Source organism: Desulfobulbus alkaliphilus, from assembly GCF_016918545.1.
Classification (GTDB): Bacteria; Desulfobacterota; Desulfobulbia; order Desulfobulbales; family Desulfobulbaceae; genus Desulfobulbus; species Desulfobulbus alkaliphilus.
Genome location: NZ_JAFFQC010000001.1, coordinates 21,366 through 46,913, shown reverse-complemented (window position 1 = coordinate 46,913; position 25,548 = coordinate 21,366). Strand labels below are relative to the sequence as shown.

The 25,548-nt window shown below is 54.5% G+C and carries 20 protein-coding genes; 16 read left to right on the top strand and 4 right to left on the bottom strand.

Annotation, left to right across the window (positions count from 1 at the left end; all coding sequences use genetic code 11):
* Positions 1-672: 672 nt before the first annotated feature.
* The 5 genes from alr (at position 673) to secA (ending at position 7,885) form a co-directional block, all read left to right on the top strand.
* Complete coding sequence (alr, locus tag JWG43_RS00245; protein WP_240193281.1) at positions 673-1,800, top strand: alanine racemase; 1,128 nt, start codon at positions 673-675, stop codon at positions 1,798-1,800.
* A gap of 178 nt (positions 1,801-1,978) precedes the next feature.
* Positions 1,979-3,631, top strand: coding sequence for an arginine--tRNA ligase (gene argS / locus JWG43_RS00240; RefSeq protein WP_205240796.1), 1,653 nt, complete (start codon positions 1,979-1,981; stop codon positions 3,629-3,631).
* A gap of 433 nt (positions 3,632-4,064) precedes the next feature.
* Positions 4,065-4,364 (top strand): hypothetical protein, encoded by a 300-nt coding sequence (locus JWG43_RS00235; RefSeq protein ID WP_205240795.1) that lies wholly within the window; start codon positions 4,065-4,067, stop codon positions 4,362-4,364.
* Positions 4,365-4,752: 388 nt separating this feature from the next.
* The gene (locus tag JWG43_RS00230; protein WP_205240794.1) at positions 4,753-5,247 is read left to right on the top strand and encodes an N-acetyltransferase; all 495 of its coding nucleotides are present in this window, start codon (positions 4,753-4,755) and stop codon (positions 5,245-5,247) included.
* Positions 5,248-5,326: 79 nt separating this feature from the next.
* A complete protein-coding gene (secA, locus tag JWG43_RS00225; protein WP_205240793.1) occupies positions 5,327-7,885 on the top strand; it encodes a preprotein translocase subunit SecA in 2,559 nt (852 codons plus the stop codon).
* Between the two features lie 111 nt (positions 7,886-7,996).
* Here secA and ppk2 read toward each other — a convergent pair whose 3' ends face one another.
* Positions 7,997-8,902, bottom strand: a complete 906-nt coding sequence (ppk2, locus tag JWG43_RS00220) for a polyphosphate kinase 2 (protein ID WP_205240792.1) — start codon at positions 8,900-8,902, stop codon at positions 7,997-7,999.
* 414 nt (positions 8,903-9,316) lie between these two features.
* Between ppk2 and JWG43_RS00215 the strand changes: the two genes are divergently transcribed.
* Positions 9,317-9,727 (top strand): hypothetical protein, encoded by a 411-nt coding sequence (locus JWG43_RS00215; RefSeq protein ID WP_205240791.1) that lies wholly within the window; start codon positions 9,317-9,319, stop codon positions 9,725-9,727.
* Positions 9,728-9,946: 219 nt separating this feature from the next.
* On the opposite strand, the gene JWG43_RS00210 is transcribed toward JWG43_RS00215, so the two are convergent.
* A complete protein-coding gene (locus JWG43_RS00210) occupies positions 9,947-10,663 on the bottom strand; it encodes a metallophosphoesterase family protein (protein WP_205240790.1) in 717 nt (238 codons plus the stop codon).
* A gap of 21 nt (positions 10,664-10,684) precedes the next feature.
* Positions 10,685-12,145 carry a cardiolipin synthase gene (cls, locus tag JWG43_RS00205; RefSeq protein WP_205240789.1) on the bottom strand — a complete coding sequence of 487 codons (1,461 nt, stop codon included), beginning with the start codon at positions 12,143-12,145 and terminating at the stop codon, positions 10,685-10,687.
* A gap of 566 nt (positions 12,146-12,711) precedes the next feature.
* On the opposite strand from cls, the gene argJ reads away from it, so the two are divergent.
* From argJ to JWG43_RS19495, 10 genes are all read left to right on the top strand, one after another.
* A complete protein-coding gene (gene argJ / locus JWG43_RS00200; RefSeq protein WP_205240788.1) occupies positions 12,712-13,896 on the top strand; it encodes a bifunctional glutamate N-acetyltransferase/amino-acid acetyltransferase ArgJ in 1,185 nt (394 codons plus the stop codon).
* Positions 13,897-13,905: 9 nt separating this feature from the next.
* Positions 13,906-15,450, top strand: coding sequence for a CHAD domain-containing protein (locus JWG43_RS00195; RefSeq protein ID WP_205240787.1), 1,545 nt, complete (start codon positions 13,906-13,908; stop codon positions 15,448-15,450).
* A gap of 5 nt (positions 15,451-15,455) precedes the next feature.
* Entirely contained in the window at positions 15,456-16,199 is a 744-nt protein-coding gene (locus tag JWG43_RS00190) for a ParA family protein (protein WP_205240786.1), read from the top strand.
* Positions 16,171-16,695, top strand: coding sequence for a SixA phosphatase family protein (locus tag JWG43_RS00185; RefSeq protein WP_205240785.1), 525 nt, complete (start codon positions 16,171-16,173; stop codon positions 16,693-16,695). Before JWG43_RS00190 ends, JWG43_RS00185 begins: the two co-directional genes overlap by 29 nt.
* A 67-nt stretch (positions 16,696-16,762) precedes the next feature.
* Positions 16,763-16,951, top strand: a complete 189-nt coding sequence (locus JWG43_RS00180; protein ID WP_205240784.1) for a hypothetical protein — start codon at positions 16,763-16,765, stop codon at positions 16,949-16,951.
* A gap of 350 nt (positions 16,952-17,301) precedes the next feature.
* Entirely contained in the window at positions 17,302-19,191 is a 1,890-nt protein-coding gene (locus JWG43_RS00175) for an MORN repeat-containing protein (RefSeq protein ID WP_205240783.1), read from the top strand.
* 151 nt (positions 19,192-19,342) lie between these two features.
* Positions 19,343-19,756, top strand: coding sequence for a DUF4177 domain-containing protein (locus JWG43_RS00170; protein WP_205240782.1), 414 nt, complete (start codon positions 19,343-19,345; stop codon positions 19,754-19,756).
* Positions 19,757-19,904: 148 nt separating this feature from the next.
* Positions 19,905-20,948: a microcin C ABC transporter permease YejB gene (locus tag JWG43_RS00165; RefSeq protein ID WP_205240781.1), complete on the top strand. Its 1,044-nt coding sequence runs from the start codon at positions 19,905-19,907 to the stop codon at positions 20,946-20,948.
* Position 20,949: 1 nt separating this feature from the next.
* Positions 20,950-21,987: an ABC transporter permease gene (locus JWG43_RS00160; protein WP_205240780.1), complete on the top strand. Its 1,038-nt coding sequence runs from the start codon at positions 20,950-20,952 to the stop codon at positions 21,985-21,987.
* A gap of 204 nt (positions 21,988-22,191) precedes the next feature.
* Positions 22,192-22,353 carry a hypothetical protein gene (locus tag JWG43_RS19495; RefSeq protein WP_240193280.1) on the top strand — a complete coding sequence of 54 codons (162 nt, stop codon included), beginning with the start codon at positions 22,192-22,194 and terminating at the stop codon, positions 22,351-22,353.
* Between the two features lie 349 nt (positions 22,354-22,702).
* On the opposite strand, the gene JWG43_RS00150 is transcribed toward JWG43_RS19495, so the two are convergent.
* Positions 22,703-25,510: a hypothetical protein gene (locus JWG43_RS00150; RefSeq protein WP_205240779.1), complete on the bottom strand. Its 2,808-nt coding sequence runs from the start codon at positions 25,508-25,510 to the stop codon at positions 22,703-22,705.
* Positions 25,511-25,548 lie beyond the last annotated feature (38 nt).

Sequence of the window (25,548 nt, the reverse complement as noted above, 5' to 3'; positions counted from 1 at the left end):
TTTGCTCTGCTTGAAGGTGTGCCGAGAAGAGCACCCGCGGGCTTAGAGTTGATTATTGCCGTTGGCGGATGGGCAATGAATAGGAGTTCAGCCGCTCTGCATTCAGGGTGGTTTTATGCCAAGGTCAATGAGCTGTCCTTTTTCAGGCCAGGACCCACAAGGTCTGTTTGACTCTCCATGGAATGCTCGTGAACCATGCCGGAACGCCAGAAGGGCAGGAGCCTGTCCCGGCCGTTGAGGGAACGAAGTTGGTGAACGATCCGTTCAAACCAGGCGTATCAAGGCTGGTGCACCTTTTTGCCGCACCGTTTCTCTGGACCACAGTTGGCTGTCTGCTCATGATCCGTGGTTGGGCCTGGATTGATTCGGACCACAGTTTCCTCGTGGTTGTGATCGCTGGTTGCCTTGGCACTCTGAAATCACTGTGTATTCTGGATGCTACCGCGCAAAAATCGATTCTTCGGATACTCCATTTCAAGGAAAACACGTGTCTTGGCGCTGTGTATTCCTGGAAAACCTGGATAGTGGTGGCGTTGATGATTTCCGCCGGGTATCTTTTCCGACAGATACCTCAGTCAGGAAACAGTCTCGGGATCCTGTATTGTTCGATTGGCTGGGCCTTGTGTTTGTCCAGTCGATATGGCTGGTATCATTGGTACAGACTGCTCAGGAATGATGAACTCGCTTAATCGGGTCGAAATCAGCCGCGGTGCGCTGGTCCACAATTTTCATCTGTGTCGGCGCCTGGCCGGAGAAGCGGATATCATGGTCATGGTCAAAGCCGACGGCTATGGTCATGGCATGATCTCCTGTGCCCGCATTTTTGCTGAACAGGGAGCCGCCGCACTCGGTGTTGCCGAAGCAGTGGAGGGGCTGCGACTGCGGCAGGCCGGGTTGACGCTGCCGGTTTTTGTTCTGGTGGGAAGTCTCCCCCAGAGCCTGCCGGTCATGCTGGATGCCAATTTAACACCGGTAATCACCGATGCCACCAACCTTGGCGAATTTTCCCGTTTAGCTGAAGAAACAGGGGTAAAGGTAGGGGTGCACTTGAAAATGGACGCTGGTATGGGGCGTCAGGGAACCTTGCCCGGTGATTTTCTCTCCCTGGTCCAAAGGGTACAGGCGCATGCCAACCTGCGCATCGATGGAGTTATGGCACATTTTCCCATGGCTGATGACCCCGGATCCCTAAATTCCTGGGAGGTGCTGCATATATTTCGCGAGACCACCGCGGCCCTCGATATACTTGCACCCGGGAAATGTTGCCTTCATCTTGCCAACTCCGGCGGATTGTTCTATGTTGCCGGATCCCGCTTCAACATGGTTCGCCTGGGATTAGCTCTATATGGTTGTTATCCGGACGGCCATGCCGGCCGCAAGGCAGCCTCCTTGCCGCTTCTGCGCCCCGCCATGCGTTTCACCACCCAGGTCATCCAACTGCGGCGGATTCCCGCCGGGCATGGTCTCGGCTACAGTCATCTGTTCACCACCTCTCGACCGTCGACCATAGCGGTTCTACCTGTGGGATACGGGGCCGGTTACCTGCGCAGTCTGTCAAACACTGCCCAGGTTCTTATCCGAGGTCATCGGGCTCCGGTGGTTGGACGAGTGTCCATGAATCTGACCCTGATCGATGTTACCGGGTTGGAAGATGTGGAGGTTGGCGATGAGGTGGTGTTACTCGGTCGTCAGGGTGACGACGAGATAACCGCCGACGATGTCGCCGATTGGATGGGGACCATCAGTTACGAAGTGCTTTGTTTGTTCGGCAATCTCAATAACAGAGTGTTGGTGGAATAAGCACCATGCCTGACTGATGTGGCAACGTTGGATTCAGGGTCTTTTTTTTGGTCGAACACTTGTAGTACCAATCACGGGGTTGGAGCTGTGGGGTTTACCACGTTTCTCTGGTGCAAGCCCTCACAGATGCCCCCATCTGTGAGCGTTTACCTTTCTTTTTAATGCATCTGTTTTCATTATGATAAAGTCGCAAGTCAAGGGAATCGTTGATCGCTGTTTTGCCGAGGGCGTTCAGCTGGGATACTGGAGTGCCGCCGCTGAAGGCCGCTATGCCCTTGAGGTTCCCAAGCGCGAGGGACAGGGCGATTTTTCCACCAACTTCGCCCTGGTGGCTGCCGGAATCGATGCCTGTACACCACGGGAACTGGCTGATCGCTTCGCTGGTCTATTGCGTAATGATCCAATGCTGGAACGAGTGGAAATTGCCGGGCCCGGTTTCATCAACCTTTTTCTCGACAAGTCGGTGTGGGCGACGGTGCTTGAGCCGATTTTCGAGCAGGGCGAGGGGTATGGTTGCAGCAGCATGGGCAACGGTCGCAAGGTACTGGTCGAGTTTGTCAGTGCCAATCCCACGGGTCCCTTGAGTGTCGGTCACGGCCGCAACGCCGTGCTTGGCGACGCCATCGCCCGGATTCTTGAAACCTGTGGATATACGGTCCAACGCGAATATTATTTTAACGATGCCGGCCGTCAGATGCGGGTTCTGGGCGAGTCCACCCGGGCACGCTATCTGGAACTCCTCGATCTGCCCAACCAGTTTCCCGAAGACGGCTACCAGGGAGATTATATATACGATATTGCCCGGGAGATGATAGCATCAGGCCGGGATTGTCTGCAGGATGCGGACACAGCCGTCTTCACCCAGCGGGCGCAGCAGTCCATATTTGCCGATATCGACGCAACTCTCAAACGGATCGGTATCGAATTTGATACTTATTTCAATGAACATACCCTTTACGAGGATGGCCGCGTCGATGCGGTGATTGAGGATTTGCGGGCAAAAAATCTGGTCTATGAGCAAGAGGGTGCCCTCTGGTTCAAGACCACTGCATTCGGCCAGGAACAGGATCGGGTGATTGTCAAGAGCAGTGGTGAGCCCACGTACCGGCTGCCGGACATCGCCTACCACCGTGACAAATTTCACCGTGGGTATGATTGGATGATCAATGTCTTCGGTTCCGATCATATTGCCACCGTCCCCGATGTCCTCGCCGGAGTTCAGGCCCTGGGGTATGATGACAAGCGGATCACCGTGATCCTCTATCAGTTTGTCACCCTCCTGCGAGACGGCAAGCAGGTGAAGATGTCAACCCGCAAGGCAACCTTTGTCACCGTTGACGAGCTGGTGGACGAGGTGGGTGCCGATGCTCTCCGCTTTTTTTTCCTCATGCGCAAACCTGACAACCTGATCGAGTTTGATCTCGATCTGGCCAAAAAACAAAGCCAGGAAAACCCGGTCTACTATGTTCAGTATGCCCATGCCCGGTTATGCAGCATTGCAAGACAGGCCAGTGAACTGGGGATCAGCGGCATGACCCCCCAGGATGCGGCCCTGAATCGTCTGCGCGAAAACGAGGAGTATGCGCTGCTGAAAACCCTGGCCGATTACCCCCGCATGGTTGCCGGCGCCGCGACCGATCTGGAGCCTCATCGGGTCATATTTTACCTGATGGATCTGGCGGCCCGATTTCACGGCTTCTACAATAAACACAAGGTCCTCGGTGACGATCCTGAATTAAGCCGGGCTCGCCTTGTCCTCTGCGGGGCCTTGCAGCAGGTTTTTCACAATGGTCTCCAGGTTTTAGGTATCTCCGCTCCGGAACGTATGTAGGCGCAACAACAACGGGCCGCGTACTCATGCCCTTCGGTTCGCACGGAGAACGCTCACGGATCCAGGCAGTTCTTTATCAGGATTCGTGCTGGTTCTTCCTGGGTCCGCTTTGTCGTCCGTGACTGTTTGCTGAAAAGTCGCTTTACAATGTTTTTTAATAGGCAACGCTTGCTTTCCCCAGGGAAGTATTTATAATTTTTGATTTAACGCTTGTGCAGATACGAGATATTCTGTTCTCAATCGAGGCGTGCCGGGCAAGGGAGCCGCTGGTTTAGTGGGACATGAAAAGAGGATATATCCAGCTGTACTCAGATTGCAACTGCAGCGGAATCCTTGATAATACCGCATGGACGATCGCTCACGGACCCAGGAGAATGAGCAGGGAAAGGGATCATGCGGATCATGACGCCATGCTTGCGGTCCGATGAAAGGTATGAAAAAAAAAACTGCCGCTAAGACCAGGAAAACCAAAGCATTTCGCCTGGAGTTGGGCTGGGGGGGGATGTTTGGCCTGCTGGTGGTTTGTTTTTGTTTGTTTCTGTGGATGTTTCTCCTGGGCATGTGGGCGGGTCAGGTCATTTTTCCCCCGACCGGTGAGGCAGGTGGGGCCGGGAAGAGCCGTACCACGGTCGGCATGTCTTCAGCCAACAGCGCAATCGACCATGTCCGTAGAGCAGGAACCCACTACTGTCAGTCCGGCCTCGTTCCTGGCAGGGAAGGCCCCGTTTCCTGAGCCACTGGTGAAACCAACAGAATCTCAGCCCCTTTCTGCGTACAGATATACCAGGCAGTTGCAGGGTCAGGTGGCATCTGATGTGGTGCCCAACCGGAAACGTTTTTTTCTCCTGCTCCCTGGTGCGCTGTCAAATGTCCTCCTTGAAAAAATATGGACACACCCACGGTTGCCTTCACCAGCGAGCCTCGATTCAATGCAGAATATCCCGTTTCCATACCGACACCTGGCAAGGTAACCGGGCATGATATCGTTTTCATGGTATCCGTTCCCGCCCCCCATCCACGGACGGTCAGGCAGTTGTGCAGGGATCACTGCAGTCCGCCAGTCTGTCTGTGCTTATGAAGCGTTGTTTTGACTTGCAACCGATGAACGGTTTGAGGTGGCTATGGTCGATTTTCCGCAGCAGAAAAGTTCCGGTCGGATTCGTCCCGGGCGGATGGGTGATGTCCGGGCCATCCATGGTCTGTTGACTTTGTTTGCCGCCAGGGGGCTGATGCTACCCCGATCCATCAGCTCTCTTTACGATCATTTACGTGATTTTGTTGTCTACGAGGAAGATGGCTCTATACTGGGAATTTGCGCACTGCATATCTGTTGGGACAATCTTGCTGAGATCCGCTCGCTGGCGGTATCTGAAACACAGCAGAAACGCGGTATCGGCGCGCAGCTGGTCGAATCCTGTCTGGACGAGGCCAGAAGCCTCGAGATTGACAATGTCTTTGTCCTCACCTACCAGGCTGCTTTTTTCCGGAGGTTTGGTTTTGTGGATTGTGACAAACAGGAACTGCCCCACAAGATTTGGAGCGATTGCCTGCACTGCTCAAAATTTCCCGATTGCGATGAGGATGCCCTTATCCGCAGGGCCTCATCACCTTCCTGATGCGGGAACGATTCGCTGAAACTGAACCAATTTTTTCAATAGACCCGAGAGATGTGCAATCCTCGGAGGGAGATACAGAATGCCAGGCGGAATATTTGCCAGACTTTTCGGCAGTAGAAATGAAAGAATGCTCAAGCAATACCACCGGACCGTTCAGGTTATCAACGGGCTTGAAGCCACAATAGCACCGCTTTCCGATACTGAACTGGCCGGCAAGACCGTTGAGTTCAAGGAACGGCTGGCCCAGGGAGCGAGTCTGGATGACTTGCTGCCCGAGGCGTTTGCCGTTGTGCGCGAGGCTGCCAAGCGAGTGCTTGGAGAACGGCATTACGATGTGCAAATGGTTGGCGGCATTGTCCTCCATCAAGGCAAGATCGCCGAGATGAAGACCGGTGAAGGGAAGACCCTGACTTCAACGGCTCCGGTCTATCTCAATGCCCTCATTGGAAAGGGTGTGCATGTGATCACCGTCAATGACTATCTGGCTAATCGCGATGTCAACTGGATGGGCGAAGTGTATCGTTTTCTTGGGCTCACTACCAGCTGTATCCTCCACGGAATGAATGATGCCGAGCGGCAGGAAGCGTATCGGGCCGACATCACCTACGGTACCAATAACGAGTTCGGCTTCGACTACCTCCGCGATAACATGAAATTTTCAATCGAGGATTTTTGCCAGCGCGGTTTTCATTACGCTATCGTCGATGAGGTCGATTCCATCCTCATCGATGAGGCCCGCACCCCGCTGATCATCTCCGGCCCGGCGGAAATGAGCACGGATATGTATCACAAGGTTGATCGGATCATGCGTCACTTCAAGCCCGAGGAACACTTCACCAAGGACGAAAAGTCCCGGCAGATCCTGCTCACCGATGCGGGAGTGGCTCTTGGCGAGGAGTTACTTGAGGTCGAGAACCTCTATGATCCCAGCAGTATCAATCAGCTGCACCATATCAATCAGGCATTGAAGGCCCATTTCATTTTTCAGCGTGATGTTGATTACATTGTCAAAAATGGAACTGTGGTCATTGTCGACGAGTTCACCGGTCGGACCATGGAAGGTCGGCGCTATTCCGATGGGCTCCATCAGGCGCTGGAGGCCAAGGAAGGAGTCAAGATCGAAAAAGAAAACCAGACCCTGGCTTCGATCACCTTCCAGAACTACTTCCGTATGTATGAAAAACTCTCCGGCATGACCGGGACCGCGGATACCGAAGCAGCGGAGTTCAAGAAGATCTACAACCTTGAAGTCGTGGTTATCCCCACCCATAAGAAGATGATCCGGTTGGATTTTCCCGATGTCATCTACAAGAATCAGCAAGCCAAATACCGTAATATTGTTGAGGAAATCAAAGAACTCAACGCAAAAGGCCAACCAATTCTCGTTGGCACGATTTCCATCGACATCTCCGAGAAAATTTCCAAATTCCTGAGCAAGGAAGGAATCGCCCATGACGTACTCAATGCCAAACAGCATGATCGGGAGGCGGAAATCGTTGCCGGCGCCGGCCAGAAGGGACGGGTGACCATCGCCACCAACATGGCGGGCCGCGGCACCGACATCAAGCTGGGAGAAGGGGTGCGGGAATTGGGCGGGCTGCATATTCTCGGCACCGGAAGGCATGACAGCCGCCGCATCGATAATCAGTTGCGCGGTCGTTCCGGCCGGCAGGGTGACCCGGGGTCCTCCCGTTTTTACATGTCCCTGGAGGATGACCTGCTGCGTATCTTCGGTTCCGACCGGTTGACCGGGATCATGGATAAACTGGGCATGGAGGAAGATGAGCCCATCGAGCATTCCATGGTTTCCAAAGCCATTGAGAACGCCCAGCGCAAGGTGGAGGGGCATAACTTCGATATCCGCAAGCACCTGCTGGATTATGACGATGTCATGAACAAACAGCGGGAGGTGATCTATGGCCAGCGCCGTGAGGTCCTGGCCAGCGAGACTGTCCGGCCGATCATCGATGACATGATCTCTGACCTGGTTCAGGTGGTGGCGGCCGAGTATGCCGTTGAGAAAACGACCTCCGAGGAGTGGGACTGGCCGGGGTTGGAGGAACGGATCGGGCAGCTCTTCAACCTCAAACTCGATTGGAGCGATGAGGATCGCCAGGAGTTAAGTGCCGACACCTTCACCGAAAAACTGTTGGCCGTCGTCCAGCAGGGGTATACCCGTCAGGAAGAGCGCAATGGGGTTGAACAGATGCGCCAGCTCGAGCGCATGGTCATGTTGCAGATGGTGGATACCCTGTGGAAGGATCATCTTCTCCAGATGGATCATCTCAAAGAGGGCATTGGGCTGCGCGGGTACGGCCAGAAAAATCCACTGATCGAATACAAGCGCGAAGGGTTCAATCTCTTCCGCGCCATGGTGGAAGCCGTCAAGCAACACACCGTTGCCAACCTCATGCGTATCCAGATTGTCCGTGATGACGAACTGGCCCGCATGGAGGAAGAGCAACGGCGTCAGCGCGAACGTGAACTTGAACAGGCAAAACAAACAGGCGGCGGCGAGACTGTAGCGCAGGCAGAGCGGAAACCGATACAGCGAAGCGAAGAGAAAATCGGGCGAAATGCTCCCTGCCCCTGCGGATCGGGCAAGAAATACAAAAAATGCTGTGGCATGGCGGCTTGAGGCCGCGGGCAGGGCGACAGCTTGATCGCTCTCATGGATCTGAATTCGTGAGCGTTCGTCCCGTGCGTCAGCTACGTTGTTGGTGGCCGATGCACGGGCACGCCATGGATTTCAGCCGCGCAGGAGTTCCGGTTCAAAGAGATTTTTTTCCATGTGTTTGATTTCTTCAATACCGGAAATAACGACTTTGGGATCGATTTGCAACTCTTCTTCAGGAAGTTTTTTTTCGTACTCGAGATTGGAGAGGATGTGCTTGATGCAGTTGAGCCGCGCTGTTTTTTTGTTATCGGAACGAATAATGGTCCAGGGACTGATGGAACGGTTTGACTCGTTGAGCATCTGAAATTTCTTGACCGTGTACTGATCCCAGTATTTCTGTGCCAGGTTGTCCACCGGGGAGAGCTTGTACTGCTTGAGTATATCAGTTTTACGGGCTTCAAAACGCTTGGCCTGTTCCTCCTTGGACACGGAGAAGTAAAATTTGAACAGCTTGATACCGTCCTTGACCAGCATCTCTTCGAACAGGGGCACATCCTTGAGGAATCGTTTATGCTGCTCGTCGGTACAGAAACCCATGACCGGCTCAACCATGGCGCGGTTGTACCAGGAGCGGTCAAAGAGGACCAACTCGCCGGCGGCGGGCAGGTGGGGCACATAGCGCTGGAAAAACCACTGGGTCACCTCTTTGTCGCTGGGCGCGGCCAGGGCCACGACCTTGGTGTTGCGGGGGTTGAGAAAAGCGGTGATTCGTTTGATGGTCCCGCCTTTGCCGGCAGCGTCACGCCCCTCGAAAATAGCAAGAACGCGGGTACCGTTTTTTTTCATATCCAGTTGCAGTTTCATCAGTTCAGCCTGCAGTTTTTTTAATTCTATTTCATAGGCCAGGGCGCTTTTGCTGACCCATACCGGCAGGTTGTCGTTGTCCTTCTTCACATCCTTGAACCGCAACGCGGTTCCTTCCTGCAGCTTGATGTCCACGGTTTTGACCAGCTCATTTTTTTTGACTTTTTTACCCATTCGTCTGTCCCCTGAGATGTATGAACGGTTGAGGCCTGATGGTGCTCGGCTTTTTTTCTGGAAGAAGGATTTTTTTGCGGTATAAGGCAGGGTAGCATATCAGTTGCGGGAAAATCCACAACGGAAAGAACAGGAAACGAAAAATCAGGTTTCCTCCTGAATCCGTGAGCGTTCGTCCGTGCGTCAGCTTCGTTGTTCGTGACCGTTCGATTAAAGTACACTTTATCGGACGGTTACGGGCAATGAAGATGGCGTGCGGACGGATGCCCCGAAGGGCGGCTGGTGAAAGGTATTGTCAATGGTTTAACTGCAATTATAACATGATTAAAGCAAGATATATCCAAAACATGCGCCCTGACGTCACGGATTCAGATACCTGATTGTACTGGCAACGAAAACAGAAGGGGGAAGACAATGGACCAGATCAACGAGACGATAGAGGCATTTCTCAGGGATTGGCAGGATGATACCGAGGGAGCCAGAGCAGGTTTTATCCGGATGAAGGATCTGCTCGCGGCGCGGGCCGGGGTCGAATTCGAGTTTCATCCCCGTCCCGGTTTGACCTATTCCCTTCGGGCCACGCATCCTGAAAGTAATCGGCCCTTGTTGCTGATGATTGATGTGATCGAGGACCAGCCCCGCTGGCTGTCGGTCTGTTTTTTCGCTGACATGATCGAGGACCCGGAAGAGCGGGGCGCTTTTGTCCCCGGTGGTCTCCTGGGGGAAGATGCCCTTTGTTTCGATCTTGAGACCTGCTCCGAGCACCAACTGGGCTATGTGGAGGCCAGGATCATGGAGGCCTGTCAATCCGCCGCCGAGGGGTGAGCATCTGGCAGAGTGCCCAGTTTCCAGCCTGGATCCGTGAGCGGATGCCCCGAAGGGCGGCTGGTGAAGGTTATTATCAAGGATTTCTCTGTAATGACAATCTGATGACAGCTGGATATATCCAAAACAAGATCCAGCCGTCACGGATTCAGGTCCAGGGCATGCAGCCCTTTTTGCCCACCCGACGAACGTGTGCGAGGCATCATTGCAAACGGCGGTTCAATTCCGTTTGCTCGCGGTGCGGAACATTTCCCCGTACACCGAAGGCAGTTGGTACCGCTGCAGGGCCTTGACCACTGCCTCGACATCATAGGGACAGCGGTGAAAGGTAACGCTGATGGTGCCGTGCAGCTGTTCGAGTACGGCAAAGGAGGCCTCCGGGCGACCATCGAACATTCTGCCCACTGAGCCGGGATTGATAAAATGGACGCCATTCACATAGCTGTGATAAGGTGAGTGGGAGTGCCCGGTGATCACGACTTTACAGGATGTGCCTGCCGCCAGTTCCCTGAAGCGCTTTTCCGGGGTGTCGGCAAAGAGGAATTCCTCGTGGTCGGCCGGACTTCCATGGAAAAGACCGTAGGATATGCCGTCGATAGACAGCAGTCTCTTTTTTTTCAATCCCAGCAGATACTCTCTGTTGACCGGGGAAAGGAGGGCCGCTGTACTGGTATACATGACCCGTTTTTCAGGTTTGCTTGGTTTGCGGAAATTTTTTCCCTTGAGCAGTTTGAGCACCTTGTCGTCGGTATTGCCCCGAATACTGAAAACATCCCGATTGCGCAGCCAGTCAATGGTTTCATTGGGAAAAGGCGCATAGACCGTAATATCGCCGCAGTTGACGATCTGTTCACAACCATGGTGCGCTGATGCCCTGCTCACCGCCTCAAGAGCCGGATAGTTACCGTGGATATCGCTGAGGAGCAGAATTTTCATAAATGTTCAACGGTTGCGGGTTTACAGTAGAGGGCTGAGCAACAGGGCAAAATTTTCCAGGAGCCGCTGGCCATAGGACCGGGCGGCAAAGGACTCACTGTCATGGGCGGTTGCGCCGTCCATGTATTTTTGCTGCAGGGCCCGGACCTGGCGGGTGAAGTCCTTGTTGTAAATAAACAACGTTATTTCAAAATTGAGCCAGAAACTGCGCATGTCAAGATTGACCGAGCCGAACAGGCAGAAGTCACTGTCGACGGTAATGGTTTTCGCGTGCAGCAGGCCTCCGGAAAAAGTCATGATACGCACTCCAGCTCTGGAGAGGGTATCGTAACGGGCCCGGCTGGCATAATGGACCAGTTTGGAATCGTTTTTTTCCGGGACAATAATGGTCACCGCAACTCCGCGCTGGGCTGCCGACTTGAGTGCCGCCAGGATGGCGTTGTCCGGTACGAAATACGGAGTAGTGAGCACCAACTCCCTGCGGGCGGCATAGATGGTGGTCAACAGCAGGTTATGGATGGTATCCTCGCCGTAGCCGGGCCCCGAGGGAGCCAGTTGCACCAGGGCCTCGCCCGCCGGAGGCACCTGGTGGATGTTGGTGATGCCGGTATAATCAGGCAGCCGTTTGTTGCTTTCCAGCAGCCAGTCAAACATGAAGATCGCGGTGAGCAATTCCACCACCGGTCCGGTGACCCGGACCATGGTATCAATCCATTGACCATATCCTCCCTCCTGCTTGAAGTAGCGGGGATCCACCAGATTCTGACTGCCGGTATAGGCGATTTCTCCGTCAATGACGGCAATTTTCCGGTGATTGCGCAGATCGATGCGGACAAAAGGGATATGCATAAGACCCGCCGGCAGCGCTTCCGCCACCTCGATTCCCTCCTGTCGCATCCGTGCCGCTGTTTTGCCGCGCAGGAATTTTCTCGAACCGATACTGTCGAGAAGCAGGCGACAGGTCACTCCCCTTTGTCTCGCTTCCAGCAGGGCCGCGAGCAAATCATTGACCTGGCCAGCTTCATGGAGGATATAAAATTCGAAGTAGCAGGTTGAAGTGGCTGCGCGGACATCTTCAATCATACGGTCGAAAAATGTTTTAGAGGTGTCGATCAGGTGGAGATGGTTGCCGGGCATGGTGGGGATGCCAAGGGTGGCGATTATCTGTCGATCCAGGGGAAGACACTCGGGGTTAATGTTGCCCCAGTCGACAGGAGCTGAGTTTCTTGGCGCGTTGGACCACTCCTTGATGAGCGATCGACCCTTGAGGAGGTGCTGGGCCCTTCGCTCGCCCAGCCTGTACTCACCGAAGAGGAGATAAATAAGGGCGCCGATGAAGGGGAAAAGAAGAATGACCACCAGCCAGGAAAAGGAGACGCTGGGGACTCGTTTGCGCATGATGACCCGCAGAGAAAAGCCGATGCGGATGGCAAGGTCGGCAATCAACAGGGATGTGGTCAGTATCCAGGTGAATTCATCCATAAGGTATGATAACGGTAGCTCACAGGGTCCTGAATCGTGGGCATTCGTCCGTCCGTCAGCTTTCTTGTCCTAGACCGTTCGATAGAAGTGCATTGTATCAAACGGTTACGGGCAATGAAAATGACGGGCGGACGGACATCCCGCAGGGTGGCTGGTCAAGGTTATTATCAAGGATTTCAATGTAATTACAATATGATCACAAAAAAGATATATCCAAAACAAGCGCCCAGGTTTCACGAATCCAGGAGGGTGCTGACCGGACCCTTTGTGGATCCGGCTGCAACCGCCCTGAGCGGGTCTGGCCAGACAGTATCGACCGGGATTGCCAATTGGAAAACGTGTACCGGGTGTAAGAGAAAGGCGGCGTGGACTGGAAGCAGGAACCTTTACTGGCATGACAACCCGGGAGATTCTGCCAAGTTGCTGTACTGTCACATGAAAACCTGCTGATGGTCAAGGAAAATTGCTCTTGGGCCACGATCTTCCTCTTTTCTTTTGCACGGTATCTGGTAGAGTGATCCCGCTGTGGGTGAATACAATAACCTCAATAAAAAACAGGATATTCCATGCAGGTCCAAGGTTTTTCCGCCGCTGCGGTTGCCGCCGGGATAAGGTATCCCAACCGACTTGATCTGGGGTTGATCTTCTCTCAAGTACCGGCAGTGACAGCCGGTGCCTTCACCACCAATGCAGTCAAGGCCGCACCTCTGCAGCTCGACATGGAACGGCTTCGTTCAGGGCTGGCTCAGGCCGTGGTCGTCAACAGTGGCAATGCCAATGCCTGTACCGGGGCCGCGGGCATGGCGACAGCTCGAGCGGTCAGCGCTCTGGCGGCGGATGCCTTGACCTTGGAGGAATCGCTGATTCAGGTGGCATCCACCGGGGTCATCGGTCAGTCCATGCCCCTTGAGCCTTTTTCCAGATCCATGGCACCGCTGGTGGGCAGGCTTTCTCCCCAGGGATTCACTGAATTGGCGCGGGCCATGATGACCACCGATACGTACCCTAAAATTGCCTCGACCCGGATGTTGATCGATGGCGTTGAGGTTTCCGTGCTCGGGGTGGCCAAAGGGTCGGGGATGATCATGCCGGACATGGCGACCATGCTCTGTTTCGTGGTGACCGACGCCTGCATCGATTTTCCCACCCTCGATCACCTGGTCAAGTCCGGGGTTGAACAGACCTTCAATCGGATTACGGTTGATGGCGATACCTCCACCAATGACATGGTGCTGGTCATGGCCAACGGGCTGGCCGGTCATGCCCTGATAGATGCCAGAACCCCTGAGGCTCTGCATCAATTTGGTGCAGCCCTCCACAAGGTTTTCAGGGAGCTGGCCCTGATGATCGTTGCCGACGGTGAGGGGGCCACCAAAATGGTGACCATCAGAGTGACCGGAGCCGAAAATGAGCAGCAAGCGGTCGCCGCTGCCCGGACAATTGCCAATTCCGCTCTGGTGAAGACGGCTTTTTTTGGCGAGGACGCCAACTGGGGTCGGATTATCGCCGCCCTGGGTCGATCGAAATGCGCCTTTGACCCGGATCGGGTGGCGATCAGTTTTGATTCGGTCCTCCTGGTGGCTAATGGTCAGGCGGTCGGTGGAGATGCAGAGGCTGCCGCCACCGCGGTGATGCAACAGCAGCAGTTCACTGTTACCGTGCAACTCCAGCGTGGCCGCGCCGAGGCCGAAGTGTACACCTGTGATTTATCTTTTGATTACGTAAAAATAAACGCCGATTATCGCAGTTGAGGTGCCACAATGATGCCATCCGGGCCTGATACCTGGTTTATTCCCGAATCCCTGCGGACCGAGACCCTGCTCGCCGCTTTGGCAACGGAATTTGGTGTCGATGCCGCCCCGGAATATGCCGCTACGGTGACCTATGCTGATTCCTTTGACTGGCGGTTGTATCGGCGGGGGTATATTCTCCATTGTCATGGCACGGCCTGGACCCTGTATCATGGTGACAGCGGCGCGGTGACCGTGCAGCAAGGGGGGCCGCATTTGCATCGAGCTTGTTTCGCCGGGGATTTCCCCCCGGGCAGCCTCAGGAAAGTGATCGAGCCACTGCTGTCTGTCCGCTGTCTGTTGCCTCTTGCCACGGTTTCTCTGGTCGGCCGCCAGTTCCGTCTGCTCAATGAAGATGAGAAGACCGTGGCCAGGGTGGTCTTTGAGGAACAACGACCGGTCACCGGGAAAACAGTGTATCGGATGCTGCGCCTGTTCGGTGTGCGTGGGTATGACCAGGAAACCGTCCGGGTCCGACTTCTCCTGGAAAACAATGGCCTCACCACTCCTGCCTCCCCGTTGATCGGTTTTGAAGAAGGTTGTCGTGCCATTGATCGGCGGCCCTTGGATTATACCTCCAAATTTTCCCTGCAACTTGATGACTCACTGACTTCGCGTCAGGCCATGGTCCTGATCTACCGTCATCTGCTGACAGCCATGCAACGCAACCTGCCCGGAGTTCTTGAGGATCTGGACAGTGAATTCCTTCATGATTTCAGAGTCGCCATCCGCAGGACCCGTTCAGGGTTGAGCCTGGTGAAAAAAGTACTGCCGGCGTCAGTGGTTGCCTCGTTTGCAAAAGATTTTGCTCAGTTGGGACGAATCACCGGACCAACCCGGGATCTTGATGTCTATCTGCTCCGACGGGACAGCTATCCCGATCGTTTGCCTGCCGCCCTGCGACCGGGACTGGAGGCTTTTTTTGACGATCTCGTCGAGCAGAGACGCAAGGAAGTGAAAAAAATGGCGCAGGTCCTACGGTCGAAAAAAACCAGAACCCTTCTCAACAAATGGCGGCGGTATCTAGCGTCCGAAGATGCGAAACCAGCTGCCGAGGCAAAGACCCCGGTGGATCAGCTGGCCGGCAAGATTATTTTTCGTCGCTTCAAGCGGGTTATGCAGGACGGTCTGGCCTTGAATGCCGACACACCGGATGCAGATGTGCATCGGTTACGGATTCAATGTAAGAAACTCCGCTACGCCATTGAGTTTTTCAGGACCCTGTATCCAGAAAAAGAGATTCAAGTGGTGGTCCGGCAATTGAAAAAATTGCAGGACATTCTCGGGGTGTTCAATGATCTTTCCGTGCAGCAGGACATGGTGGTCAGCACTCTGGAGAAGCGAAGGGGCAACACGCATCGCGATCTGGAAATTGCGGCCGCCCTTGGCGGTCTGATGCAGAGCCTCTATGAGGAGCAATTGGCTTTGCGCTGCCATTTTCTGGAGATTTTCACCCGCTTCAGTGATCCCGAAAACACCGCCTTATTTACCAGGCTCTTTCAGTCGCGGAAATAAACAACATGAGTATTGTTGCTGTCTACAATATCAAAGGTGGGGTTGGCAAGACCGCCACTTCGGTCAATCTGGCCTATCTCGCCTCCCGGCAGGGCAGGAAAACCCTGCTTTGCGATATGGATCCCCAGGGGTCCGCCTCCTACTATTTCCGCATTCGCCCCGCGAAAAAATTCAGCAGCAAGAAACTGCTCAGAGGGGGAAAACATATTGACGCCAATATCCGGGGCACGGATTTTCCCGATCTCGACATGCTGCCCGCTGATTTCTCCTACCGGAACATCGATATTGCCCTGGATGATTTCAAGAAGTCCCAGCAACGGCTCCACAAGGTGCTTCAACCGCTGCAAGAGGAGTATGAACGGATCTTTCTCGATTGTCCCCCGAATATCACCCTGCTGTCGGAAAATATCTTTTATGCCGCTGAGTTCATCCTGGTGCCTGTGATTCCCACAACCCTGTCTCTGCTCTCCCTTGAACAGCTGTTCGCTTTTCTTGACAAAATCGGCCAAGGGCGGGAAAAGGTGCTGGTGTTTTTTTCCATGGTGGAAAAAAGGAAAAAGATGCACCTGGATCTGATGCGGAGCACCCAGAACCAAACCGGTCTGCTGCAAACCGTCATCCCCTATTCCGCGGACATTGAGCGGATGGGCCTGTACAGGCAGCCTGTTGCCGCTGCCCTGCCCAAATCCAATGCCGCCCAGGCGTATGAGAGACTCTGGAATGAAATCCAAACCCGTATCACCTCCTGAAGAGACAAAACAACTGCTGATCTGCCGCCATGCCAAATCAAGCTGGCGGGATGCCTCGCTGAGCGATATTCAGCGGCCCCTCAATAAGCGAGGGGAGCGTGATGCTCCGGAAATGGGCCGACGCCTGGCCCGTCGGGGAATACGGCCGGATCTGATCATGACCAGCCCGGCGGTTCGAGCAAAAATCACCGCCGAGCACTATGCTGCGCAATTGGGGTATCCGTTGCCAAGGCTGCGGGTCCATGCCGACCAGTATGCGGCTGCACCCGCAACGCTGCTCAACCTGGTGCAGACCCTTGATCCAGGGTTGGTGACGGTCCTGATGGTCGGTCATAATCCGGAGAGTACGATCCTGGCCAACATGCTCGGCAATCTCGGGATTGCCAATATTCCCACCAGCGGTATCGTCGCCCTGGAATTTCCTGTTGTCTCCTGGGGCGAGATAACCGAAGGGACCGGATTTCTCCATTTTTTCGACTACCCGAAAAAAGTATGAGCCGTTCCTTGTCCTCACCCAAGGGTCGAGAACGGCTGAACGAAATCCGTTTGCCATGGACAGGCCCATGACAAGCAGGAAACCGCCGCAGGGGCAAGGGGTGAATTGCATGCAGTGTCGGAGTTTTTTCATCACCTACGACCCGAGAAGGCCGTGGGGATGCCGGGCCTATGGCTTCAAAAGCCGGCATCGGCCTTCTTCGGTGGTCCTGTCCAGTTCCGGTGAACCATGTCGGCTCTATGTTCGCCGTTCCTGATTTTTCCCTTGTATCCGTGATGGCTGGACGCTTGTTTTCGATATATCTTGCTGTAATCATATTATAATTACAGCTAAACCCTTGAAAAAACTTACACCAGCCGCCCTTCGGGGCATCCGTCCGCACGCCATCTTCATTGCCTGTAACCGTCCGATAAAGTGTACTTTAATCGAACGGTCACGAACAACGAAGCTGACGCACGGACGAACGCTCACGGATTCAGGCCTGTGACTGGTTGCACAAAGGTTTTGCAAACGAGGCGTAAGATCTCGGCCAGGAATCGCGGTTCTCTCGGCAAGAAGATTGCGGCCGGATTGAAAATAGTTCAACGATGGTAAACGGGGGCGGATGTGCAAGGGCTCATTATTTTTTGTTTTGTTCTACTGCTGTTGCCCTTCACGGCCCAGGCTGCCTGTATCCAGGGCGATTGCCACAATGGTCGTGGAGTACTGACCCACAGCGACGGCCGTGTCTATGAGGGCGAGTTCCGAGAAGGGTATCTCTGGGGCACGGGAACGCTGACAACCGCGGATGGAACGGTGTACAGAGGGCAGTTTGAACGTGGCCGTTTCCATGGTCAGGGAATCCTTGAGTACAGGGATGGGAGAAAGTACACCGGTATGTTTCACAACGGAGTGATCAGCGGCAGAGGAACCTTGATCTATCCCGATGGCATGCAATACATCGGTGATTTCGAACTGGGGCGTTTCCATGGTCTTGGTACGCTTTTTTACCCCGACGGGCGGGAATTCAGCGGCGATTTTCGCAACAACATCATCCAGGGACAGGGAAAACTGCTGTTTGCGGACGGATCTTCTTTTGAAGGCGAATTTTTTGAAGGGAAACCCGCCGGTTTCGGTGTCCGCCGTTATATTGACGGCTCACGATATACCGGCACCTTCATCGGTGACCACCGCCAAGGCCATGGTGTGCTGGAAATGACCGACAGTTCCCGCTATGAGGGAGAGTTTCATCAGGATCTGTATCACGGGACCGGCACCCTGACCACCGCCGATGGCACGGTCCTTTCCGGAACCTTTCACAATGGCGTCCTGACTGGAGAGGGGAAACAGACATGGCCGGATGGCCGCGTCTACACCGGTACCTTTGATAAAGGTTTACCCCATGGCCGTGGTGCCATGCGCTTCAGTGACGGCTCCGAGTATGAGGGCCAGTGGGTGGCCGGAGTCCGCCAGGGCAGGGGACGGTTAACCAGCGCCGACGGCAGCCGATACGACGGCGAATTTGTCAATGATCGCATGGAAGGACAGGGGCGGTTGCGGCGATCGGACGGTACAGTCTTCACCGGTCTCTTTGCCGATGGTCAACCGGAGCTGCCGCCCGACCCCGTGGAGACATCCCGCAAGGGGCTGATCCGGGAAGAGGCGACGGAGGATGACCGTAACAAAACAAGTATCACCCCCGAGGTGGCATCACATTCCCCAGCAAAAACTTCAGTGGCCGGGGAGGGGAACACCCCACCTCCAGCGCCACCTGTGGTAACGCAGCCGGATCCCGAACCGCCGGATCCAGTTGCAACTGCTGCCACGATACAGACAACGGTTGACGATGCGGAGCAGGTCGCCAGCTTTGCCGATATGATGCAGGCCAGGCGCATCGATGGACTATATACGCATAAGGGGGTGCTGTACCGTGATCGGGAGGCTAAAGAGCCCTTTTCAGGACAGGCAATCAACACCCTGAGCGACGGTAGTGTGTATAAAGGGACCTATGTGGCAGGATTGATGCACGGCAAGGGACAGTTGACCCTGGTCAACGGTGACCGCTATGAAGGTGAATTCAATCAGGGACGAATCGAAGGGAGCGGGGTATATGGGTATGCCGATGGCCGCACCTATACCGGTCTGTTCAAGCGTGGCCTGAAAAATGGTCAGGGACGACTCAGGTATCCTGATGGTTCCGAATACGTCGGGACCTTTAAAGATAACCACTTTCATGGGAGCGGAGTGTATACCTTCCCGGACGGCAGTCGATACGAGGGCGAATTCAATAAAGGACTATTCTCCGGTCAGGGGACGATGGTCTATATTGAGAAGAAACAATATACAGGTGCCTTCAAAGATGACCTGCCCCATGGATACGGTATCTTGACCTCGCCTGATGGCAGTATTTATGAAGGAATGTTCAGGAATGGCCGGCGGCATGGCAAAGGGAAAATAACTTTCAGCGATGGCCGGGTTATTGAGGGTATTTTCAACGATGATCAGCTGCAGCGCTGATCCGAGCTTGCAGCGGGTGGAGATACAAGATTATTATGCACAGGATGTCCACGTTCATCGGATGCAAGGTTAACAAGTGCTTGATCTGCAACCCGAAACGGGTACAGAAAGATCGGCCGATTTACCCAGGTGGGCAGGAAAAGAGGGGTTGATGATGGTGTGGCGATACAGAACAATTTTGTTTGAATTTTCCAAGGATGGTCTTCTCGGTGACAAATATATCGACGATGAAGAAGTGGAAAAATCACTCAACGAGTTGGGAAGCCGGAGTTGGGAATTGGTGAACGTGTCGCTGATCCAGGAGGGATTGCTGGCTATCTTGAAGCGCCCCTTGGAAGAACGATCTTCAGCTGTTTCATCATCGACAGTACCGTCGGCGGAACCGGTGGTCGCGGCGAATTCAGCGCCAGCCTATGTCCCCCTGGCTCTCTCGCCACGCAAGGAAACAACGATTGCCGGTGACCTTCCCGGCAGGCAGGAGTCGGACGGGCATCACGGCCGATCGAATCCGGCAGCGGTACAGCGGGAGGAGCGGGACTTTGTCGGCGGGATCAGGATCTCCTGAAGGAGTACACCGAAGCAGTGGTTGCATGATGTATTCTGCTGAGCGTGCCTTCCATCCCGGTCGGAAGACAGGTGCATGCCTGTTCCTTCTTTTCCTGGCCGTACCGGTCCTTTCTCTGTACGGACGCGCGGCATAGGACAGGAACCTCATGGGCTGGTATATCTGTAAACGAATACTGCTGATGATCCCCACCCTGTTCGGTGTTATGCTCATCACCTTCATTGTGACCCAATTTGTCCCCGGTGGTCCGGTGGAGCGCATGATCGCGCAATTGAGCGGGTACGGTGCCACCGGTGAGGCAGCGGCCGGCGGATTGTATCAGGGCAGCGAGGGGATCGATCCGGAGCGTATCGAGCAGTTGAAGAAGCTCTACGGCTTTGATCAACCGCCTTTAACCCGCTTTGCCGAGATGATGCGCAGGTATCTTGTCTTCGATTTCGGTCAATCCTATTACCACCACATGAGCGTTGCTCAGCTGGTCATCTCCAAGATGCCTGTCTCCATGTCGCTTGGCTTGTGGACCTTTGTGATCGTGTATTCAGTCTGTATTCCCCTGGGCATTGCCAAGGCGGTGCGTGATGGGTCCACCTTCGATGTTCTCACCAGCACCGCGATTCTGGTCGGGTATGCCATTCCCGGGTTTGTTCTGGGAATTGTTCTGCTGGTGCTGTTCGGCGGCGGCAGTTTCTGGAATATTTTTCCTCTGCGCGGCCTGGTCTCGGACAACTGGTATGAATTGAGTCTGATAGGAAAAATTCTTGATTATCTCTGGCACATGGTGCTGCCCATAACCGCCTCCACCGTGGGCAGTCTGGCGGTGATGACCCTTCTCACCAAGAACTCGTTTCTGGAGGAAATCCGCAAACAATACGTGATCACCGCCCGTGCCAAAGGACTGGAAGAGGGACGGGTGCTGTACAAGCATGTCTTCCGCAATGCAATTATCCCGATCATTACCGGTTTTCCCGGCAGTTTCATCACGGCCTTTTTTACCGGCAGCCTGTTGATCGAGACCATTTTTTCCCTGGACGGCATGGGACTGCTTGCCTACGAGTCGGTTATGAACCGTGATTATCCAGTGGTCCTGGGCACCCTGTATTTCTTCACCATCATCGGGTTGATCTCCAGGCTGCTTTCTGATCTTTCCTATGTGCTGGTCGATCCCAGGATCGGTTTTGAGGGTAGGTCCTGAAATGGAGCAGCGAACAGGCAGCGCCAACATCAGCCCGGCTCGGAAGCGATGGGTACGGTTTCGTCATAACCGGCGCGGCTTCTATTCCCTGGTGATCTTTGTGGTGCTGTTCGGTATCAGTCTGTTTGCTGAGGTCCTCAGCAATGATAAACCACTCCTGGTGCATTACCAGGGGGAGTACTATTTTCCTTTGTTGCGGATGTATCCGGAAACGGTTTTTGGTGGCGATTTCGAGACCGAGACAGATTACCGTGACGCATATATCCGCTCGATACTGACCGAGGACGGCAACTGGATTCTTTATCCTCCCAATCCGCACAGTTATAACTCCATCAATCGGGATTTGGATCGTCCGGTCCCCTCACCACCGACCATGGAAAATTTTCTCGGAACCGATGACCGGGGCCGTGATGTCCTGGCCCGGCTGCTCTACGGGTTCAGGCTCAGTGTTCTCTTTGGAATGGCACTGACCCTGGTCGGAACCATGATCGGTATCGTTGCCGGAGCGCTGCAGGGGTATTTCGGCGGGCGACTTGATTTGTTTTTCCAGCGGTTTATAGAATTGTGGGGGTCGATGCCGGAGTTGTACCTGCTGATCATCTTTGCCTCGATTTTCAAACCCAGCCCGATCCTTTTGCTCTTGCTACTGTCCATGTTCGGCTGGATGGGGTTGTCGGATTATGTCCGGGCCGAGTTTCTCAGAGGCCGCAACATGGAATATGTCAAAGCAGCCAAGGCGCTGGGGGTCGGTAACCTGACCATTATGTACCGGCATCTCCTGCCCAACAGCATGACTCCGGTGATCACCTTCCTTCCTTTTCGGATGTCCGGGGCAATCCTGGCCCTGACCAGTCTTGATTTTCTCGGCCTGGGCGTCCCACCGACAACACCAAGCCTGGGGGAACTGCTTGCCCAGGGCAAGGCAAATATCGAAGCCTGGTGGCTTTCTCTGAGCACTTTTCTGGTTCTGGTGGGGACGCTGGTGCTGTTGATCTTCATCGGTGAGGCCCTGCGCCAGGCTTTTGATCCGCGGAAATAAGCCGGCACGGCATGTGGTCCGGCATGAAAACGATACAGGACCGCGTGGGCAGGCAAAAAGACACCTGTCCACCCTACAAAACCTCCGATATTATTGACAAAAAAGCAAACAGCGCCGATGCCCGTGTGTGGGCAAACGATACAACCGTTTGCCCACCCCCACCGGCTCGGCTGCTATGGTGGTGCATTTCGTGGCGCAGCCCGTGTGGGCACAGCAGTACCGTGCCCACACTGTTTTTTCCCAGGGGTAAGCGAATATCGAACCTGGTGGCTCTCTCTGACCACTTTTCTGGTTCTGGTGGGGACGCTGGTGCTGTTGATTTTCATCGGTGAGGCCCTGCGCCAGGCTTTTGATCCGCAGAAATAAGCCGGCACGGCATGTGGTCCGGCATGAAAACGATACAGGGCCGTGTTGGCAGGAAAAAAGACGCCTGCCCGCCCTACAAACCCTCCGATATTATTGACTAAACTGCAATCAAACCGATGCCGCAGTAGGGTGGGCAAACGGCCGTATCGTTTGCCCACGCGGTCAGCGTACAACATGGTTTTTTTCCCGTCGCTCGGGGTGAGAAATGAAATTATACAACACCGCGTGGGCAGGAGAAAAGACACCTGCCCACCCTGCAACATCTCGATATTATTGATTAAAAAACAACCAGCGCCGATACCCGTGTAAGGGCGGGCAAACGATACAACCGTTTGCCCACCTTACCGGCTCAACTGTTATGGTGGTGCATTTCGTGGCGCAGTTTGGCGAACTCGTCTTTGAGCTGGGCACGTAGTTCGGTGAGTTCAAAATACAGTTCCTGGGCGGTGTAGGCGAACTGGGGTGCCTCCTCCGTATTGTCCGCGGTGGTCGGCACCCGAGGCATGAGTGCCGTGGCTTCCTGCAACCAGGCGGTGAAACGCTGCACAGCTGTTGTCAGCACTTCCGGCCGACATGTTTCCTGGAGCAGTTGCTCGTAGAGATAATTGACCACTTTCTCGGTTGCCGCACCATCCCGTGCGGGCAGGCGGGCAAGGAGGCTGATCATCGACTGCAGCATGTGCAGCAGCGATTGGTGTTCTGCTGACATATCGACATCGTTGAGTGCCTGGATGATGCGGGTCGATTCCGCCGCCTGTTCCCGGGACGCGGCCCGGACAATTCCCGGCAGCAGCGCACCCAGAGCAGCGAGATGGATGTGCCTGTCCTCGTCGCCCGTTGAAATGGTGACAGATTCTTCTTCGGCCAATTCGACCGTGGGCGGCTGTTCCTCCTCAATCGTTGCCTCAAGGGCTCTGGTCAATGCTTCGACGGGTTCCTCAGCCGCTGCAACCATTTCGACCAAGGGTTCTTCCGTATCAATAGCGGTCTCCTCGAGGTCGAAGAACAGGTCGAGTTTTTCTTCCAGTTCCCCATCCAGTTCGAGTTCGTCAAATGCCGGGGTTTCGATCTCCTCCCTCACCTGCAGGTCATCGGCGTCTGCAAGCGCAGGTGTCATCTCAATACCCAGGGCCTTGGCAACGGCATCCTCTTCCCGGACTTCATCGGTGAATGGTCCTGGAATCTGACCTTCGACAACGGACGGCTCTTTTTCCCCGGTTACATCCATGACCAGACCGGTCTCTTCTTCTTCGCCGAGTTGCTCATCGGTTTCAGAGCCAAAGAAGAAATCGAGTTTTTCCTCTATTTCACCAAGAGGAGTGTAGTCAAGGGAGGCGATGGCCTCTTCCTCGGAAAAACCTCGCTCTTCCTGGCTGTCTGCCAGGGCTGATTCGACCCCGTTTTCCTCGGTGAAGAACAGGGCACGTTCAACCTCGTCGGCACTGTGGTCGGTGGCCACTGCCGCGGGTTCGGAAGACTCGTCCGCGGCGTCGGCAAAAAAGTGGTCCAGCTTGTTCTCAATATCAAGGATACCCTGATCAACGATCTCTTCCTTGACCTCGCTGCCGGACATGTCGTCGGGAGCCTGAGTATCGGCCAGGGCTGCCGGTATTTGATCGTCGGTGGATGTCTGCAGATCGAGGGTTAAGAAATCGGCATCTTCGGGGGCCACATCGGCCAGCGTTGCCACTGATTCCAGGTTTTCATTGCTGACCGAATCCAGGGGGCCGGTATCCAATGGCTTGAATGGAGCTGATTTCGAGGTGATATCGCTATCGGCATCCGCAAAAAGAAAATCCAATTGTTCCGCCAGATCGCTCTGGGCCGGAAAGTCCAGAGGTTCAGTGTCTTCATTGAAGCCGGCCAGTTCGTCAGCATCAGCAAGGGCAGGTTGAATTCCCCGTCGGTCACTGAGCTGGGCTCCAATAAGATCGTCGGCCAGTTCGTCGTCTACCGGATGGATCGCATCCGGGGGCAGAATTTCATCGGGATACTGGACTTCAGCGCTTTCCATGGCCGGTTTGGAATCGTTGAGGGTAAAAAAGGTGTCCAGTTCAGCTTCCAGGGCACTGTCGTCCGTTGTATCCGTGGCGATCTCGTCCATCGCAATGGCAAAATTTTCGGTCAATTTCGATGGCTGCGATGGCAGGTTTTGGTCCAGCACGGCTGGTTCCAGGTCGTCTTCATCCATGGCCGCCGGGGTACTGAGCCGGTCAACGACCTCCTCGATGAATTGCTCGTCGACGGTGGGTTGGGACGGTGCCGCGATCAGCATTTTCAGATTGTTGAGGCGGTTGATCTGGTCAACGAGAATGTTTTCAATGGTCTCCCTTTGCTCGGGATCGATTGTTTTCTCGTCGACCTGAGCAACCTGTTCCAGGGCATCGTTGAAAGAGTGGAGGAGGATAAAGGCCTCGGCATGGGCCTCGGCACCTTCTTCGCCGATATAGTCGCCCAGTGCCTGCAATCCCTGGGTCAGCACCATGGCCCATTTGTTGCCGGCGACCTTTTCGTGATACCGGGAGAGGCTGGTGTTGAATTGCTTGAGACTGTCGTCGCTGACCTCCCAGTCGAGGCTGAGTATGGCGGCTTTAAGCTCTTTGCCGTCGCCCGTTTCCACGGGAGCCAGTGCTTGTGGTTGCGGTGGCTCGGCTGCCGTTGTGGTTGGGGCAACCTGTGGGCTCACGACCCCTTCACTTTGGTTGATCTGGTATTGGAGAATTTTGAATTTCCGGACATCACTCTTGAGCAGGGTGGTGATTTCTTCACCGGTAATGGTTTGCGAGGAGATGATTTTTTCAAAATTATAGAAGAAAGAAAGAAGCAGTTTGATCGAATTAGGGTGCGCATACGCGCCCTTGGCACGGAGATAGGCGCCGATCTTGCTCAACCCCTGCAGGTAAACCTGAGCGACTTTATCATCAGCCCAGGTCCCATCGAGGGCTTTGAGTTCATCTGCCAGTTCCTGCAGGATTTCGTCATTGATCTCCCAGTCAAGTGACAGAATAATGGATTTGAGCCGTGTCAGGGGCGAGGACTCTTCCCTGGAAAATTCGAAGAGATCGACATCCTGGGTATCAAAAGATTCATTGGCAAAGAGTGTCAGATCCTCGAATTCGTCTATTTTAACAACTGGTTCACGCTGCGATTTTTTCATATCCCGGCTCTGGTGTTGGCTGCCACACGTTGTCGTTA